Source organism: Fictibacillus halophilus, assembly GCF_016401385.1.
Classification (GTDB): Bacteria; Bacillota; Bacilli; order Bacillales; family Fictibacillaceae; genus Fictibacillus; species Fictibacillus halophilus.
This window is the reverse complement of the sequence record NZ_JAEACF010000001.1, coordinates 540112-553158: the sequence shown is the minus strand read 5'-3', so window position 1 is coordinate 553158 and position 13047 is coordinate 540112. Positions and strand designations below refer to the sequence as shown.

17 protein-coding genes and 1 other annotated feature are annotated in these 13047 nt (G+C 36.1%); of the genes, 8 read left to right on the top strand and 9 right to left on the bottom strand.

Features of this window, described 5'->3' with window-relative positions:
* Positions 1-61: 61 nt before the first annotated feature.
* From I5J82_RS02925 to I5J82_RS02910, 4 genes are read right to left on the bottom strand one after another with little or no spacing between them, the layout of a single operon-like run.
* Positions 62-583, bottom strand: a complete 522-nt coding sequence (locus I5J82_RS02925; RefSeq protein ID WP_198766583.1) for a GNAT family N-acetyltransferase — start codon at positions 581-583, stop codon at positions 62-64.
* A complete protein-coding gene (locus I5J82_RS02920) occupies positions 583-1272 on the bottom strand; it encodes a Dph6-related ATP pyrophosphatase (protein ID WP_198766582.1) in 690 nt (229 codons plus the stop codon). Before I5J82_RS02920 ends, I5J82_RS02925 begins: the two co-directional genes overlap by 1 nt.
* A 25-nt stretch (positions 1273-1297) precedes the next feature.
* On the bottom strand, positions 1298-1501 hold the full coding sequence (locus tag I5J82_RS02915; protein WP_066392329.1) for a helix-turn-helix domain-containing protein: 204 nt from the start codon (positions 1499-1501) through the stop codon (positions 1298-1300).
* A gap of 19 nt (positions 1502-1520) precedes the next feature.
* Positions 1521-2093, bottom strand: coding sequence for a DUF2975 domain-containing protein (locus I5J82_RS02910; protein WP_198766581.1), 573 nt, complete (start codon positions 2091-2093; stop codon positions 1521-1523).
* 189 nt (positions 2094-2282) lie between these two features.
* Here I5J82_RS02910 and I5J82_RS02905 point away from each other — a divergent pair, with 189 nt between their 5' ends.
* Positions 2283-3479 (top strand): DUF418 domain-containing protein, encoded by a 1197-nt coding sequence (locus I5J82_RS02905; protein WP_198766580.1) that lies wholly within the window; start codon positions 2283-2285, stop codon positions 3477-3479.
* 46 nt (positions 3480-3525) lie between these two features.
* On the opposite strand, the gene I5J82_RS02900 is transcribed toward I5J82_RS02905, so the two are convergent.
* A complete protein-coding gene (locus I5J82_RS02900; protein WP_153238922.1) occupies positions 3526-3669 on the bottom strand; it encodes a hypothetical protein in 144 nt (47 codons plus the stop codon).
* Positions 3670-3690: 21 nt separating this feature from the next.
* The gene (locus tag I5J82_RS02895) at positions 3691-4470 is read right to left on the bottom strand and encodes a nucleotidyltransferase domain-containing protein (protein ID WP_198766579.1); all 780 of its coding nucleotides are present in this window, start codon (positions 4468-4470) and stop codon (positions 3691-3693) included.
* 259 nt (positions 4471-4729) lie between these two features.
* On the opposite strand from I5J82_RS02895, the gene I5J82_RS02890 reads away from it, so the two are divergent.
* From I5J82_RS02890 to I5J82_RS02875, 4 genes are read left to right on the top strand one after another with little or no spacing between them, the layout of a single operon-like run.
* On the top strand, positions 4730-5287 hold the full coding sequence (locus I5J82_RS02890; RefSeq protein WP_198766578.1) for a sigma-70 family RNA polymerase sigma factor: 558 nt from the start codon (positions 4730-4732) through the stop codon (positions 5285-5287).
* Positions 5277-5879 carry a hypothetical protein gene (locus I5J82_RS02885; protein ID WP_198766577.1) on the top strand — a complete coding sequence of 201 codons (603 nt, stop codon included), beginning with the start codon at positions 5277-5279 and terminating at the stop codon, positions 5877-5879. The genes I5J82_RS02890 and I5J82_RS02885 overlap by 11 nt, the downstream gene beginning before the upstream one ends.
* Entirely contained in the window at positions 5872-6747 is an 876-nt protein-coding gene (locus tag I5J82_RS02880) for an ABC transporter permease subunit (RefSeq protein WP_198766576.1), read from the top strand. Before I5J82_RS02885 ends, I5J82_RS02880 begins: the two co-directional genes overlap by 8 nt.
* A gap of 1 nt (position 6748) precedes the next feature.
* Positions 6749-7561: an ABC transporter permease subunit gene (locus I5J82_RS02875; RefSeq protein WP_198766575.1), complete on the top strand. Its 813-nt coding sequence runs from the start codon at positions 6749-6751 to the stop codon at positions 7559-7561.
* 235 nt (positions 7562-7796) lie between these two features.
* Here I5J82_RS02875 and I5J82_RS02870 read toward each other — a convergent pair whose 3' ends face one another.
* Positions 7797-8447: a pentapeptide repeat-containing protein gene (locus I5J82_RS02870; RefSeq protein WP_198766574.1), complete on the bottom strand. Its 651-nt coding sequence runs from the start codon at positions 8445-8447 to the stop codon at positions 7797-7799.
* A gap of 138 nt (positions 8448-8585) precedes the next feature.
* Positions 8586-9080, bottom strand: coding sequence for a lactoylglutathione lyase family protein (locus I5J82_RS02865; protein ID WP_198766573.1), 495 nt, complete (start codon positions 9078-9080; stop codon positions 8586-8588).
* 122 nt (positions 9081-9202) lie between these two features.
* Here I5J82_RS02865 and I5J82_RS02860 point away from each other — a divergent pair, with 122 nt between their 5' ends.
* Positions 9203-9538, top strand: coding sequence for a winged helix-turn-helix transcriptional regulator (locus I5J82_RS02860; protein ID WP_153238926.1), 336 nt, complete (start codon positions 9203-9205; stop codon positions 9536-9538).
* Positions 9539-9587: 49 nt separating this feature from the next.
* On the opposite strand, the gene I5J82_RS02855 is transcribed toward I5J82_RS02860, so the two are convergent.
* Positions 9588-10436 carry a DUF2785 domain-containing protein gene (locus I5J82_RS02855; RefSeq protein ID WP_198766572.1) on the bottom strand — a complete coding sequence of 283 codons (849 nt, stop codon included), beginning with the start codon at positions 10434-10436 and terminating at the stop codon, positions 9588-9590.
* 181 nt (positions 10437-10617) lie between these two features.
* Here I5J82_RS02855 and I5J82_RS02850 point away from each other — a divergent pair, with 181 nt between their 5' ends.
* Together I5J82_RS02850 and I5J82_RS02845 are read left to right on the top strand one after the other, a co-directional pair.
* Positions 10618-11139 carry a DUF6843 domain-containing protein gene (locus I5J82_RS02850; RefSeq protein WP_198766571.1) on the top strand — a complete coding sequence of 174 codons (522 nt, stop codon included), beginning with the start codon at positions 10618-10620 and terminating at the stop codon, positions 11137-11139.
* A 217-nt stretch (positions 11140-11356) separates the two neighbouring features.
* Positions 11357-11585: a binding site (T-box leader), on the top strand.
* Positions 11586-11669: 84 nt separating this feature from the next.
* Positions 11670-13037 carry an amino acid permease gene (locus I5J82_RS02845; protein ID WP_198766570.1) on the top strand — a complete coding sequence of 456 codons (1368 nt, stop codon included), beginning with the start codon at positions 11670-11672 and terminating at the stop codon, positions 13035-13037.
* Positions 13038-13047: the final 10 nt, after the last annotated feature.

The following is a 13047-nucleotide window of genomic DNA, read 5'->3' as shown; positions in this document are numbered from 1 at the left end:
ATCCAGAAAATCCCTTTAAATTAAAAAAACTGCCCGAATGGACAGTTATGAGTCATCATTATTAAATTAATTTCTCCATTCGAATGTCCGCCCACATTCGATCTTGATAATACGTGAATGCCTCGACCCTACCAACTTCTGAGTATCCTAGTTTTTGATAAAGCTTTTGTGCGGTGGTGTTGAATTCAAATACACCAAGCTCGATGCGTTTCAAACCATTTCTTTTCATTTCATTCTCTAAGTACGACAACGCTTGGTAACCAATGCCTTTACCTCTTCCAACCGATTCACCTATCGTAATACCTAACCATGCCGTTCCTTCCGTTCTCTTAAAAAGGTGAGGAGGATCGACCATATAGTTCATCTCACCTACTAATTGACCATCTACAAAGATCAAATAAATTTCGTGAAACTCTAAACGTTGATATAAGTCTTCCATCGTGATGATTCGTTTACTTTCGAGCTCTACTCTATCCTTGTTCGGTCGTGTTAATGGAACAAGCTTTGTATCGTTCTCCCAACGATTTAAAGCTTCTACTACGTTTTCTTCAGGTTTTAACATCTTTTTAAAGTGAATGTTCATTACATAACAGCCTCCGTATCCTTATCTATGAACCTGCATGAATGTATGTCGAGCGACCATAATCCTGAATTTAAGATAACATCTGAGCGTACAATCTCTAGCCTTTTTCCGAAGATTGGTCCGTCTACAACAAATGTATGATATTCTCCATGTTCACCCATAGAGCAGCTCTTTGTTGCTTTAATATCCTCACAAAAACTTGTATTCAACTCGCGACCTGTCCAAGTCGAGTCCAAGATATCTGCTGAGGCTCGGCAAACAATCGACTGAAAACCTAATGAGATAAATTCTTCTAAGAGTTCAGAGGCTTGTTCCTCTTGAATCCATACGGGAAAAATAGCATCCAGACCTGCTTTTTCTGCAACTTGTTCATTCCATTTCCGATCTTCTTCCATATACAAACTGCCGAATGCGATCGCATCTATCCCAAACTGTTTCTTTATAGAAGTTAAAGACTTTACCAAAGAAGCTTCATACCCCCCAGCTGAATCCACCATAATTAAAGGAAGATCGATCGCACCTGCTTGTAATTGTAAGATTTCTAATGGAATACCATGGGCATGATTTCGTGCATCCTCTTCAGAAACCATGGATATCAAGCATACAACTTCATGTTTTTCTTGAAGCAATCGATATAGAGCTAAGCAGCTGTCTTTCCCGCCGCTCCAGCTAACAGCTACTTTTTTCATGTACCAAACCATCTCCCTTTTTCTACTAGTCTTCGATATATTCGATGAGATCCCCTGGCTGACATTCTAGTACTTTACACAAGGCATCGAGTGTTGAAAAACGAATCGCTTTACCTTTTTCATTTTTTAGTACAGAAAGATTAGCAGGGGTGATATCAACTAGTTCAGACAATCGATTCAATGACATTTTTCGCTGTGCCATCATAACATCTAATTTTATTCTAATCATCGCAATCCCTACTCCACCTTTAGATTGTGTGTTTATTTTCTTCTACTGCCTCTACGGCCACTTTTAACGCAGAAGCTAAGATCATTAAGAAGACCCCTGTGAAAAATGTATCCACATAAGCTAGGCCTGTATATGTTACAGAAGCGTTCGTTACATCAATTTCCTTAAGTGCTTTTGTCATTAAAAGCTCGTCCATAAAGGTAAAAGCTGATCCGAGTACAAGAATGCTGATCCCCATCCTGAATAGAACCTTAACGTTCTCCATCATAAATAAACTCTCTTGATGTAAATTCTGTAACAATTTCCTCATGAGTCTTAAGAAAATTAATGCAAAAACAAACATAATGATAGAGGTCACCAACGAGAGGACGATGAATTCTTCATCCCTGTAAAGCAAAGGTTGCTGATCAAATACTAGCGTTAAGTTGCTGTAGACAGGATCAAATGCACCGAAAGACTTTGCCAAATCTCCTGTTGGACTCATCAAATAAGATAAATGATATACCAATGTAAAAATACCAATAAGGCCAATCATATAAAAAAGAACAGAGCATAATTTCGCTCCATACTTATAAAAAATTTTCCACTTCATCTTTCTGCTCCCCTTCTAAAATTTTATAAATTCAACATACCACAAAAGAAGGATAAAATCTCAATAATCATTATTTTTTTATCGTAAAACAATAAATATTTGTTGAAATATATAAATTACGCTGTTATAGTTATGTCGTCGACACATTGTTAGGTATTGGTAATTATGTAGATAAAGGGGAGTATTAACATGTCATTTGTCAAACAGAGAATTAACATCATCGATGGTATTAGGGGATTTAGTTTATTAGGGATTCTTTTAGCAAACCTACTCATTTTCCAGTTCGGAATCTTTGGAAAGGACGAAATTCATTATTATCAATTATCAACCGTTGATACATATGCTTACTACTTCACAAAAGTGGTGATTGAAGGCGCATTCCTTCCCATCTTCATGTTCATCTTTGGGTACTCTCTCATTCTTATGCGTAACAAGTTAAAGGAAAATAACAAACGCGTAAAGTGGCATCTGTTCAGAAGATTTGCTTTACTGATGACTCTTGGGATCTTGCATAGTACGTATTTATGGGAAGGAGATATTCTTTTTGTATATGGGCTTATGGGTGTTCTGCTTTTGGTTATGGTAAATCGCAAACCAAAGACACTATTGATTTGGGCTGTTCTACTATTCTCTCTTCTCTTCATTGGCTCTCTGTTTGAGGCAGAAGAAATCAAAATGATTCGTGCTGATAAGATAGATTTATACATGAAACAAACACAAGAGATCTATGGATCAGGAACGTACTCAGAAATAAGAGCACACAGTCTTGATGACGAAATGCTTGATATGAGTGGTGGTGAAGCTGCCTTCATGTTATTCTTAACACCTTTTGTTCTTAGTCCAATGTTTCTGATTGGTATGTATGCAGCACATCGAAAATGGCTGCAAAACACGTCTTCTAAGATCAAACAGTTCACAATCCTAAGTGGTTTATTTATACCAATCGGTCTCTTACTAAAAGCTACTCCTCTACTCAGCAAGCAATGGGATTATCGTTTAGATATGAGTATGATCGGAGGAAGTATGCTTGCTATCGGTTATATCAGTCTGTTCGTTTACATGTACAACCATCAGAAGTTCAGACGCTTTTTAAGTGGTTTTGAAAGTATGGGAAAACTATCATTAACAAATTATTTAATGCAATCGATGATTTGTACATTTCTTTTTTACGGCTATGGTTTAGGTTGGTTTGGTGATCTTGGTGTAATACTGGCCACTGTAGTAGGTGTTATAATCTTCGGAACTCAAGCACTCCTTAGTTCCATTTATTTGAAATACCTGCCCATCGGTCCGATAGAATACCTTGTACACTTGGTCGTCTACTTAAAGATACCTAAATTCAAAAAACATACTTCTTTAGAGTATAATCATAGAAAAGCGATATAAATAAAGATAGCTGTCCACACAGGGACAGCTATTTTTTGTTTCACTATTATTTCTCATCAAGTCGATCCGCTATTCTTTTTAGAGATCGGTTCATTTGATAGAGCATGACCAAGACAAAGATTCCTACTCCTATTGGTACTAAAAATGTAAATAACCCCATTAATGCTAACCCTGACGCTCCATATTCCATACACTCACCACCTCATGCCCGTTAATGATCAATGAGAACTTTCTTTAAAATCTCTTCTTCCCATTTCTGTTCATACGTAATTTCGACGATTTTACATAACTCTTTATGTAACTTTTGAAATTGAGGTAAGATTCTTCTTAAAATCCTTAACATGTCTTCTTCGTTAGAATTGTAACGCCATTCAGATAGGAGCATGTGCTGCCAGTCAGCTAACGGACTGCTCTTTCCTTCAACCTTCGACCAATCACCAAATGTATTCGGTTGCAGACCTGCATTCATATACCATCCAGACACCATAGAATAGATCATGTTTTCTAAGCATTGTTTTGCGTATGAAAGTTCACTTCGCATGATTCGCCTATAGAACTCATGAACGTATGCAAAGAATTTAGTACGCCAGATCTCTACTTCTTTTATTGTTGGTGAGTAGGATAGCTGAAGTGATTGTTGCCTTATGGAGTTTACATGACCTTCAGGATCGTAAACTATTTTTAAATGCTGCATCCATATAGAAGGGTGAAGATCATTTTTCTTGTAATAGAAAGAATCTACTTTGATAAACGAGTCATAATGAGCGATAGAATAGTTTGTCCAAGGAAAATCTTCATAGAAAAGAACTTTCCCCCAATTGGCCGCTCTTTTCTTTTTATTCTCTCGAAACTTCTCAAAAACTGCGTCTCGCACGACAACACGAAGATCAATATCTGAATAGAGATCTGGGTTTCCTTTTCCGATCGACCCTCCATAAAATATGGCCAAAACACTCTTATCTGCCACTAGATCTTGTTCTATAGTACTCATTAAATTTTTCCGTAGTAACGGCAGTTCTCCATCCCTCTTTTTATTGAAATTCCTTAAAGTTTCAAATCCCACTCATCGAAAACCAGCTCCCTATTATCATCTTCTTTTCATATTCCTCTTAAAGGAGGATTGTACCTTCTAATTGGATAAAAAAGGTTTTTTAAATAAATATTAGAAAAGGTTATTGGTTAGGAAAAATTCCAACCTTTATTAAAATGAATCGTCTATAGTTAAATGACTTTTTCTATGAGGGATGCAGATGAAACCAAATCCATTACAGAATCAAACATATGATTACCGTGAAGAACAATTAAAACGCATTATAAAACAGTATGGAGAAAGCATCTTACGACTTTGTTATTCCTATGTTAAAGATCAAGCAAAGTCTGAGGACATTCTTCAAGATACGATGTTAACGGTTTACTTACAGATGGATAATCTACGTGAGAAACAAGCGATTAAAAGCTGGATCTATCGAATTGCAATAAACAAATGCAAAGATTATTTAAAGAGCTGGCATTACAAACAAATCAGGCTTTCTCAGATGCTAACATTTACAGCCTCTTCTAACGAGAAATCAATAGAACTGAAGTTGATTATTCAAGATGAAACAGAGCAGCTTATTCAGGAAATTATGAAGCTAAAGCCTAAACATAGAGAGGTTATTCTTTTATTTTATTACGAGGAGTTATCGCTGCAAGAAATCGAACAAGTTCTTGGCATTAATTCCTCAACCGTAAAATCTAGACTTTATCAAGCGCGACAACTCCTTAAAAGTAGATTAGAGAAAACGGGGGGATCTACATTTGGAAGATAAACTCGAACATCTAAAAAAACATATGGATCAGCGCTTATATAGACAGATCAAACTCACCTCACAAATGGAAAGAGATATTTTACAAAGTATTAGAGAGAAGAAAACCGTTAAACCTTCGTTCTATTTTGCGAAAGACCTTATGATCACTGCGCTAATCTTACTTTTCGTGACAACTAGCATTCCAATTCTTGTAACAAAAACAGGAAATAATTCATCAACAAGTTATATGTCCATTCCGTTTTTGACAAAAGCGGAAAATTTGGCAAAACAAAAAGGATTGACCGATGAAATTTATAATCTACAACAAAGTGAAAATTCCTTCTCCATGGAAGTGATGATTTCAGATAGGGGTAAAATAAGTGATTATAAGAAGGATGTAGAAGAAGTGTTAACAACATACTCAAGACTATATCAAATGCTTTACCCACATCGAAAAAGCGTGTGGGAAATGAAAGATGTAACTGTATATCTTTCGAACTATAAAGAGCATCCAGATGCTTATGATAATGGTAATGTAAACAACTACATACTTATCGCACACAAACCTGCAGGATCAATCGGTATTGAATGGAGCATGCCGGAAGATGGATAAGGTAATTAGCGGGGGCAAACATTTATTATTTACCTGTATTCATTTTTTTCTGTCAGTAGTAGGGATCATAGCTTTAGGTGCTGCGCCAGCACTTTTTAACGGACTTTCGTTAAATATTACACACTATTATCTAACATTTGGAAACCTAGTTCAAAAATTACTAGAACCTTCTTCCTTAACGTACTCCTATTATAAAGTTGTACGCCCTTTGTTTCCTGAAATTCTAATCAGGTACAAAGAATCCTTATTTATATTTTCTAGCTCTTTTATCGTTTCATTATTACTAGCTATCGTTATCGTTTATAGTCTTACAAGAATTAATCCTAGAGTTGTTAATAGAATCAAACAGTGTATCGTTTATCTTGAAGCTTTGCCAGATATTCTAATCATTATGACTTTGCAGTTGTCTGTAGTATGGTTGTTTAAAAAAACAGGGATACTCATTGTGGAAGTTGCGGCGGCTGGCGATCAAAAGATAAGGGCACTTCCAATCATTTGTTTAAGTATTCCTACAACCATTATGTTTACGAAGATTTTACTTTTGCGTATTGAAGAAGAATATGAAAAGCCTTACGTATCACTTGCAAACAGTAAAGGATTAAGTCATTTCACTGTATTTTTTAAACATGTGTTAAGAAACGTCCTACTTCGTTTCTTCTTTTTTACAAAAACAAACATTTGGCTTATGTTATCCAACCTTTATATTATTGAATATTTTTTCAACTCTATTGGGCTATTTATTTTTGTAAAAGACTATAACAGTATCGAAACTTTTACAGTAGCATTATTACTCATCTATGTACCTATTTTTATTTATTTCAAGGTGTTTAGTTTATTCACTTCACATCTTTTAAAAGAGGTCGTCTAATATGTGGTATTATTTCATACGTCAAAAAAGAGCTGTAACTGCTCTTCTGTTTTTAGTAACTCTTGTAGTATTAAGTATTGGAAATTCAGTTATCCATGATGGTGAGATCAGACGTGTATCCTTACTTTTTGATGAAGATGGCACAGTGAGTGCTGCACCGTTTGCACCGTCAGCCGAATTCTTATTAGGAACGGACCGTAAAGGGTATGATTTGCTTCATCTCATTATTGAGGGCGCAAAGTGGACAATAGGTGCTGGACTACTTATCACTTTTATGCGTATTTTTATCGGCTTATTACTAGCGATAACCCTTGCTAAATTTAACAAACCACTTTTCCGAAGCTTTGAGTCTTTTTTTGATAGTTTTTCAGTTATTCCAATGACTATGATTTCCTATTTCCTCTTGCAACACGTCCTAACTTTTAGTAACGGTACTACACCAGAACCCTTTTATCTAAGGGTTGGCTTTCAGATGATGATCTTAATCATATTCGCCGTTCCGACAATTACTTTTTATTTAGGAAATGAAATAAAATTATTACTCAATGAAGAATTTGTTCGTTCTGCAAAAATATTAGGTGGCCGTTATCCTCATCTTCTAAGAAAACATATTGCCCCCCACCTGAATCCAATACTTATCATCTTGTTTCTGCAGCAATTCATTCAAGTTCTTGTCATCTTAATACACTTAGGAGTACTACAAGTATTTTTTGGAGGAACCATTGTCTTTCATGGGGGAGATATTGATTCTGTTACTCATGAATGGACGGGTTTACTAGGGATGTATTATCCTTCGTTTATGTCACATCCTTGAATTCCACTTGTTCCAATTCTTTTTTTCACGTTAACCATAATCGCAAGTACATTTATACTTTCAGGATTGGAGAAGGCTTACCTCTTATCTAAACACAACAGCTTTAGAGATCAATTAAAGCCTATAGAAGTAATACCATCCGGCCCCTCTTTTTCATTTGTTAAAGAAAACAAACCCAAAAAGCTCACTCCCCTCTAGATGGGTAATGAGCTTTCTTTAAGTGGGTTTGTAAAACTCACTCATCTTTTACATGTAAGCCCAACAATGTGGAAAACACGATGGCCTGCTCTCGTGATACAGTACATCCCTTTAAACTTGTGAGGTTTACATGAATGGTATTGAATTTACACGTACTAATGTCAATTCCGTTCAAAGATGTTTCTGAAAAATCTATTTCCTCGATATTACACGATTCGAATTTTACTGTATTAAGCTTTGTTTCATAAAAGTTTGCCTGTTTAAGTGAGGATTGGTCGAACAAAACGGGCTTTAGGTCTGTTTCTACAAATTCACTCATGTCTAACTTGCAGTTTTCAAACGTCACATTTCTAAGATTCGCTTTTTCTAGATCAACACCCATCAATTTGCAGTCTTTAAAATGGACGCGATACAGAATACCCTCTTTAAAATTCGTGTTAGAAAGATCACAGTTTTCAAATACCACATCTGTCATGTCAATTTTATAAAAACTTGAATGAATGAGCGTTACATTATTGAATTTTACTTTAGAAAGAATCAGCTTATCGATTTCTTCATTCTCTAAAAATGCTCCCGTGATCGAGCAATCGTGAAGATAAGGATCTTCCTCTAAATACAGATCTCGAAACCGAGCCTCTTCTAAATGCCCTTGAATCTTAGGCAGATCTATTTTAAATTTCTTTGTCATTTTCTTCACTCCATTTCCTTGATTATGTTAAATCAAGCTTACAGAAGTAAAAATACAAATAGTAGTCTTTTCTTTTCTTCAGAAATCTGTGCAAAGAAAAAAACCGCTGAACAAAATCGTCAGCGGTTCAAAAGTTTATTAGTAAGCTCCCTGAGAATATGTGAGCTCATAACTATGTGTATAAATTTCAAAGATATTGCCGAACGGATCTTCTACATATACCATTTTATAAGGTTTTTCGTTCGGATAATACTCACGAATCGGCATACGCTGTTTGCCACCATATTCTTTAATTTTCTCAACGATCCCTTCGATGTCTGGGTCTTGGATACAAAAGTGGAACAAACCTGTCTTCCAGTACTCGAAATTGTTTTCCGGCTTTTCATTATGAGGAAACTCGAACAGTTCAACTCCGATCTTGTCACCTGTAGCTAGATGAGCAATTCGGAAAGTTTCCCACTCATCACCGAATACATCTCGGCACATTTGTCCGATCGGTGTATCATCATTCTCTACATTTGATGGCTCCATGATAACGTACCACCCGAATACCTCTGTATAAAATTTTATGGCTTCTTCTAAATTTGGCACGGATAAACCAATATGAGAGAATGACCTTGGATAGATTGGCATAATCGTATTCCTCCTTTTATTTTTGATTACAGGAATCATTATACCCAGACATACTTCGCGTATGTAAGAACGCACTTTAAAGTGACATACTATCCTTAAGGTAAGAAAGGACGGTTATGCTCATGAAGATATCAACACATGACGATGGTAAATTAAAATGTTCGATCGAATATACATTGCAAAAAATCGGTGGTAAATGGAAAACAGTTATTCTATGGCACTTAGCTGTGGATGGTACATTGCGGTACAACGAATTAAGAAGTATGCTGCCAGGTGTGACACATAAAGTGTTATCGCAGCAATTAAAGGAATTAGAAGAAGAAGGATTTGTTGATCGTAAATCATACAATACGGTTCCACCAAGAGTTGAATATTCATTGACTTCATTTGGCTCAACCTTACTGCCCATCTTAAAACAGATGCATGATTGGGGAACAGAGCATGGAGATTTGGAATAACAAAAGGAGGCTCAGCGAACTTGACCAAAAGCTGCCTCCTTTAGATTGTTTAAATTTGTGATAAGCTTTTTCGAATAGTTTGTTGTAGTGAAACACATAGCAGATCATCACTAACCTCTACGAAGAGGCTTTTTAATAATGATTTACAGTTAGCCATCACAAACCAGTACTTTTCAGATGACAATTCTTCTTTTTGAGATTTCAAAAGACTGGGAATACCTTCTACAAATTGTTTTAATTCTTCTAATCCTACCTCTTTTTTCAGCATGGCAAGAACAGCTGTAACAACGCGCTCATCTTCTCCATGCAAAAAACCAGTCGGGGTCCTACAATATTTTTTCAAAAGCACTTCAACGATAGAAAAGTATTCAACTTCAGCAATTTTTTCACTTTTGATCAGTTCATCGCACGTATCCGCCACATGAGCAATGCTGTGTGCCCAACCTTTTACGGGTACATAACCCCTAACATCTCGTTCCAATTCTATGTACTTTTTGATTTCATTTTTCACTTCAATAAGTGTTTCTTTTGGAAGAAAGTCCACTTCGATATCTTTATGGATAATTACAGCGATTAATATCGTCGTGAAAGCTCGTGTGAAAACAGAATCTGTCCCACTTTCGCCTATTCCTTTAAATAAAAGGTGTTTTAAACTATAATCTAGAAGTTTCTTTACTGTCTCGTAGTCGAGCTGATCGTGGATAATTGACATATAAAACGATCGGTAAACCATCTCTCTCAGATCACTATTCGGTGAGCCAATATGAAGGATCATCGCATCCAAAACAACTTCCTGATCCACATCTTCCCATGTCTTTTCTTTGTTATTTATAGAAGTTAAGAGTGCTAACAATTCGGTTCCTTCTACGATTGTGTTGCTTTGGAACAATGTAGTCATTATCTTTATCCCCCATTTTCTAATCTATCTTTTTCATTATACAAAAAGAAGGAATAATTAAGGTTATATTTTGGAAAAATTTGTTTAACCCGTTACAATTCTGTGGAAAGCTGTTTAGTTGTTATTGGAATTTTGGATACAATGATACAATAAAGAAAATGAATTGAAAGAGTGAATGCAATTGAAAAAATATATGTTTGTTGCGATATCTATATTGTTTTTAGCAGGCTGTAGTTTTAATAAACAAGAGACTACGAACAACATCTTTTTGATTCCAGAAGGCTTTGAGGGCTCTATCTTTACGTTCTATAACATGCCAGACGAACCCGCCTTAAAAAAAGAAGATGATTATACGGTTATTCCTGTTAAAGAGAAAACATTGGATGTCTTAAAAGATACGGAGATCAGTCAGTATGGTGTTTCATTCACTTCAACGAAGGACATGATCTATGGAGTTGTGAATGATAAATATTATTATGTTGATAAAAACGGAAAACGAAAAGAGATCAACGACCAGTGTATCAGTCTTGGATCGAATGGTGGTTTTTCCGGCAAAAACGGTGAAGATATTAAGTATTCTGTTATTCAAGTAACTTCTTCTAGCTGTGGTCCTTCGTTTAAAGAAAACGGAAGAAATGATTTTAATGCGCAAGTGAACCATGTAGGAAAATATTATTTTCAAAAGCTAGCTATAAAGAAATAAGTTATGGTGCTGGGGGATTACAAAACCTCCTGCACCCTTTTTTTATCTATGATTCTTCACCTCATGACATGTTAAGAACAGCTAGAAATAACTTAAGAAAATGAATAGATGATACCGTTTCCATACTGCCTTGTGCTGTTTCATTTAAAATTTTTGTGTTGACAAGCCTAAGATACAGCCTTTATAGTAATCCATATTATTCTGAATAATCATTTTGATAAAAGCAACGAACGGGAGTAGTAAAAGTCTTTTTGTCGTCTAGAGAGCTGCGGGTTGGTGGAACGCAGTCTACGAAAACTTTGAACTCGCCCTGGAGCAGCAAGACAAAAAGAACGCGTTCTCTATGTTTTGACGACTAACCTTCGTTAACAGGTTCTACAAGCAGGATTCTATGACTAATCAACAAGAGTGGTACCGCGGTCAGCCAAAGGCTTATCGTCTCTTTTCTCACAACTGAGATCAGAGATGGTGAGCCTTTTTTTGTTATTTGTTTTATAGATTCTAATATCACTTTAGGAGAGGTTATGAAGATGAAAAAAACCACAGAGAACTTACAACGAACGATGACTTCTCGTCATATTATGATGATGGCTCTTGGTGGCAGTATCGGAGCAGGACTTTTTAAAGGAAGCAGTGCCGCTATTGATACAGCAGGTCCTTCCGTTGTTCTAGCATATTTAATCGGTGGAATCATCTTATTATTTGTGATGCAAGGTTTAGCAGAGATGGCTGTTCAAAACAGTGGTGCCCGAACGTTTCGTGACCTTGTTCAATCTGTATTAGGCATGTTCCCCGCTTATTTTCTTGATTGGATCTATTGGAAGATGTGGGTGTTAAACATTGCGGCCGAAGCTGTAGTAGCAGCGATTTTTCTTCAATATTGGTTTCCTGATACCCCAATTTGGATGCTAGCTTTTTTAGTCTCAATCGCCGTTACGATCGTAAATCTGTTATCCGTTAAAATATTTGCTGAAACGGAGTATTGGTTAGCCCTTATTAAAATCAGTGTGATTGTCATCTTTATTCTTTCAGGACTTTTGCTTTTATTCGTATCGTTTGGTGACCATATTGCACCGAACTTCACGAACTTAACGGATCAAGGAGGTTTCTTCCCAAACGGTTCAGCCGGTCTTATGACAGCTATGTTAGTCGTGATCTATTCGTATGGTGGAACAGAGATTATCGGTGTAACCTTAGCTGAAACGAAGAATCCAGAAAAAGTAGTACCAAAAGCTGTTCGCAGTACATTAACTCGTATTATAGCCTTTTACTTATTTCCGTTCTTTATCATCGTTGGCTTAATTCCTTGGGATCAAGTAAATGGAGTAAACGAATCACCTTTTGTGATGGTGTTTCAGATGATTGGAATTCCTGGTGCAGATCATGTGATGAATGGCGTGATTCTTCTTGCGATCATCTCATCCATGAACTCAGGGTTATATGGTTCATCCAGAGTGTTGTATACACAAGCCGTTGACGGTCGTGTTCCTCAGATTTTCGCCCGACTTTCATCTAAAAAAGTTCCTTTTGTCGCAATTCTGCTGTGTACAGCATCTTTGTATGCAGGTGTACTAATTTCTATTTTTGCTGGCGACAAAACCTTTAACTATCTTATGGGATCACTCGGCTACACTGTATTGTTCATATGGTTGATTATTGCCTTTGCTCATTTAAAATCAAGAAAACAGAATAAAGAGCTTTCCGGTTATTATGTAAGGTGGTTTCCTTATACCACTTGGGTTGCGATTCTATCTTTATTTGCAATACTAATCGGAATCGTGCTCACAACTTCTGGTATTATCACTGGCATAACATTAGGAATTTATTTGCTGATAAGTGCAACTTATATGTTTAGAAGAAAATCACTCAATACAAATCAAAAAAAGGTTGCAAGTTAACAAAAGAAAA

What these genes read in the sequence shown, in the direction of transcription:
- I5J82_RS02925 (WP_198766583.1), bottom strand. Translation starts at nt 583, where the DNA reads ATGAACATTCACTTTAAAAAGATGTTAAAACCTGAAGAAAACGTAGTA.
- I5J82_RS02920 (WP_198766582.1), bottom strand. Translation starts at nt 1,272, where the DNA reads ATGAAAAAAGTAGCTGTTAGCTGGAGCGGCGGGAAAGACAGCTGCTTA.
- I5J82_RS02915 (WP_066392329.1), bottom strand. Translation starts at nt 1,501, where the DNA reads ATGATTAGAATAAAATTAGATGTTATGATGGCACAGCGAAAAATGTCA.
- I5J82_RS02910 (WP_198766581.1), bottom strand. Translation starts at nt 2,093, where the DNA reads ATGAAGTGGAAAATTTTTTATAAGTATGGAGCGAAATTATGCTCTGTT.
- I5J82_RS02905 (WP_198766580.1), top strand. Translation starts at nt 2,283, where the DNA reads ATGTCATTTGTCAAACAGAGAATTAACATCATCGATGGTATTAGGGGA.
- I5J82_RS02900 (WP_153238922.1), bottom strand. Translation starts at nt 3,669, where the DNA reads ATGGAATATGGAGCGTCAGGGTTAGCATTAATGGGGTTATTTACATTT.
- I5J82_RS02895 (WP_198766579.1), bottom strand. Translation starts at nt 4,470, where the DNA reads ATGAGTACTATAGAACAAGATCTAGTGGCAGATAAGAGTGTTTTGGCC.
- I5J82_RS02890 (WP_198766578.1), top strand. Translation starts at nt 4,730, where the DNA reads ATGAAACCAAATCCATTACAGAATCAAACATATGATTACCGTGAAGAA.
- I5J82_RS02880 (WP_198766576.1), top strand. Translation starts at nt 5,872, where the DNA reads ATGGATAAGGTAATTAGCGGGGGCAAACATTTATTATTTACCTGTATT.
- I5J82_RS02875 (WP_198766575.1), top strand. Translation starts at nt 6,749, where the DNA reads ATGTGGTATTATTTCATACGTCAAAAAAGAGCTGTAACTGCTCTTCTG.
- I5J82_RS02870 (WP_198766574.1), bottom strand. Translation starts at nt 8,447, where the DNA reads ATGACAAAGAAATTTAAAATAGATCTGCCTAAGATTCAAGGGCATTTA.
- I5J82_RS02865 (WP_198766573.1), bottom strand. Translation starts at nt 9,080, where the DNA reads ATGCCAATCTATCCAAGGTCATTCTCTCATATTGGTTTATCCGTGCCA.
- I5J82_RS02860 (WP_153238926.1), top strand. Translation starts at nt 9,203, where the DNA reads ATGAAGATATCAACACATGACGATGGTAAATTAAAATGTTCGATCGAA.
- I5J82_RS02855 (WP_198766572.1), bottom strand. Translation starts at nt 10,436, where the DNA reads ATGACTACATTGTTCCAAAGCAACACAATCGTAGAAGGAACCGAATTG.
- I5J82_RS02845 (WP_198766570.1), top strand. Translation starts at nt 11,670, where the DNA reads ATGAAAAAAACCACAGAGAACTTACAACGAACGATGACTTCTCGTCAT.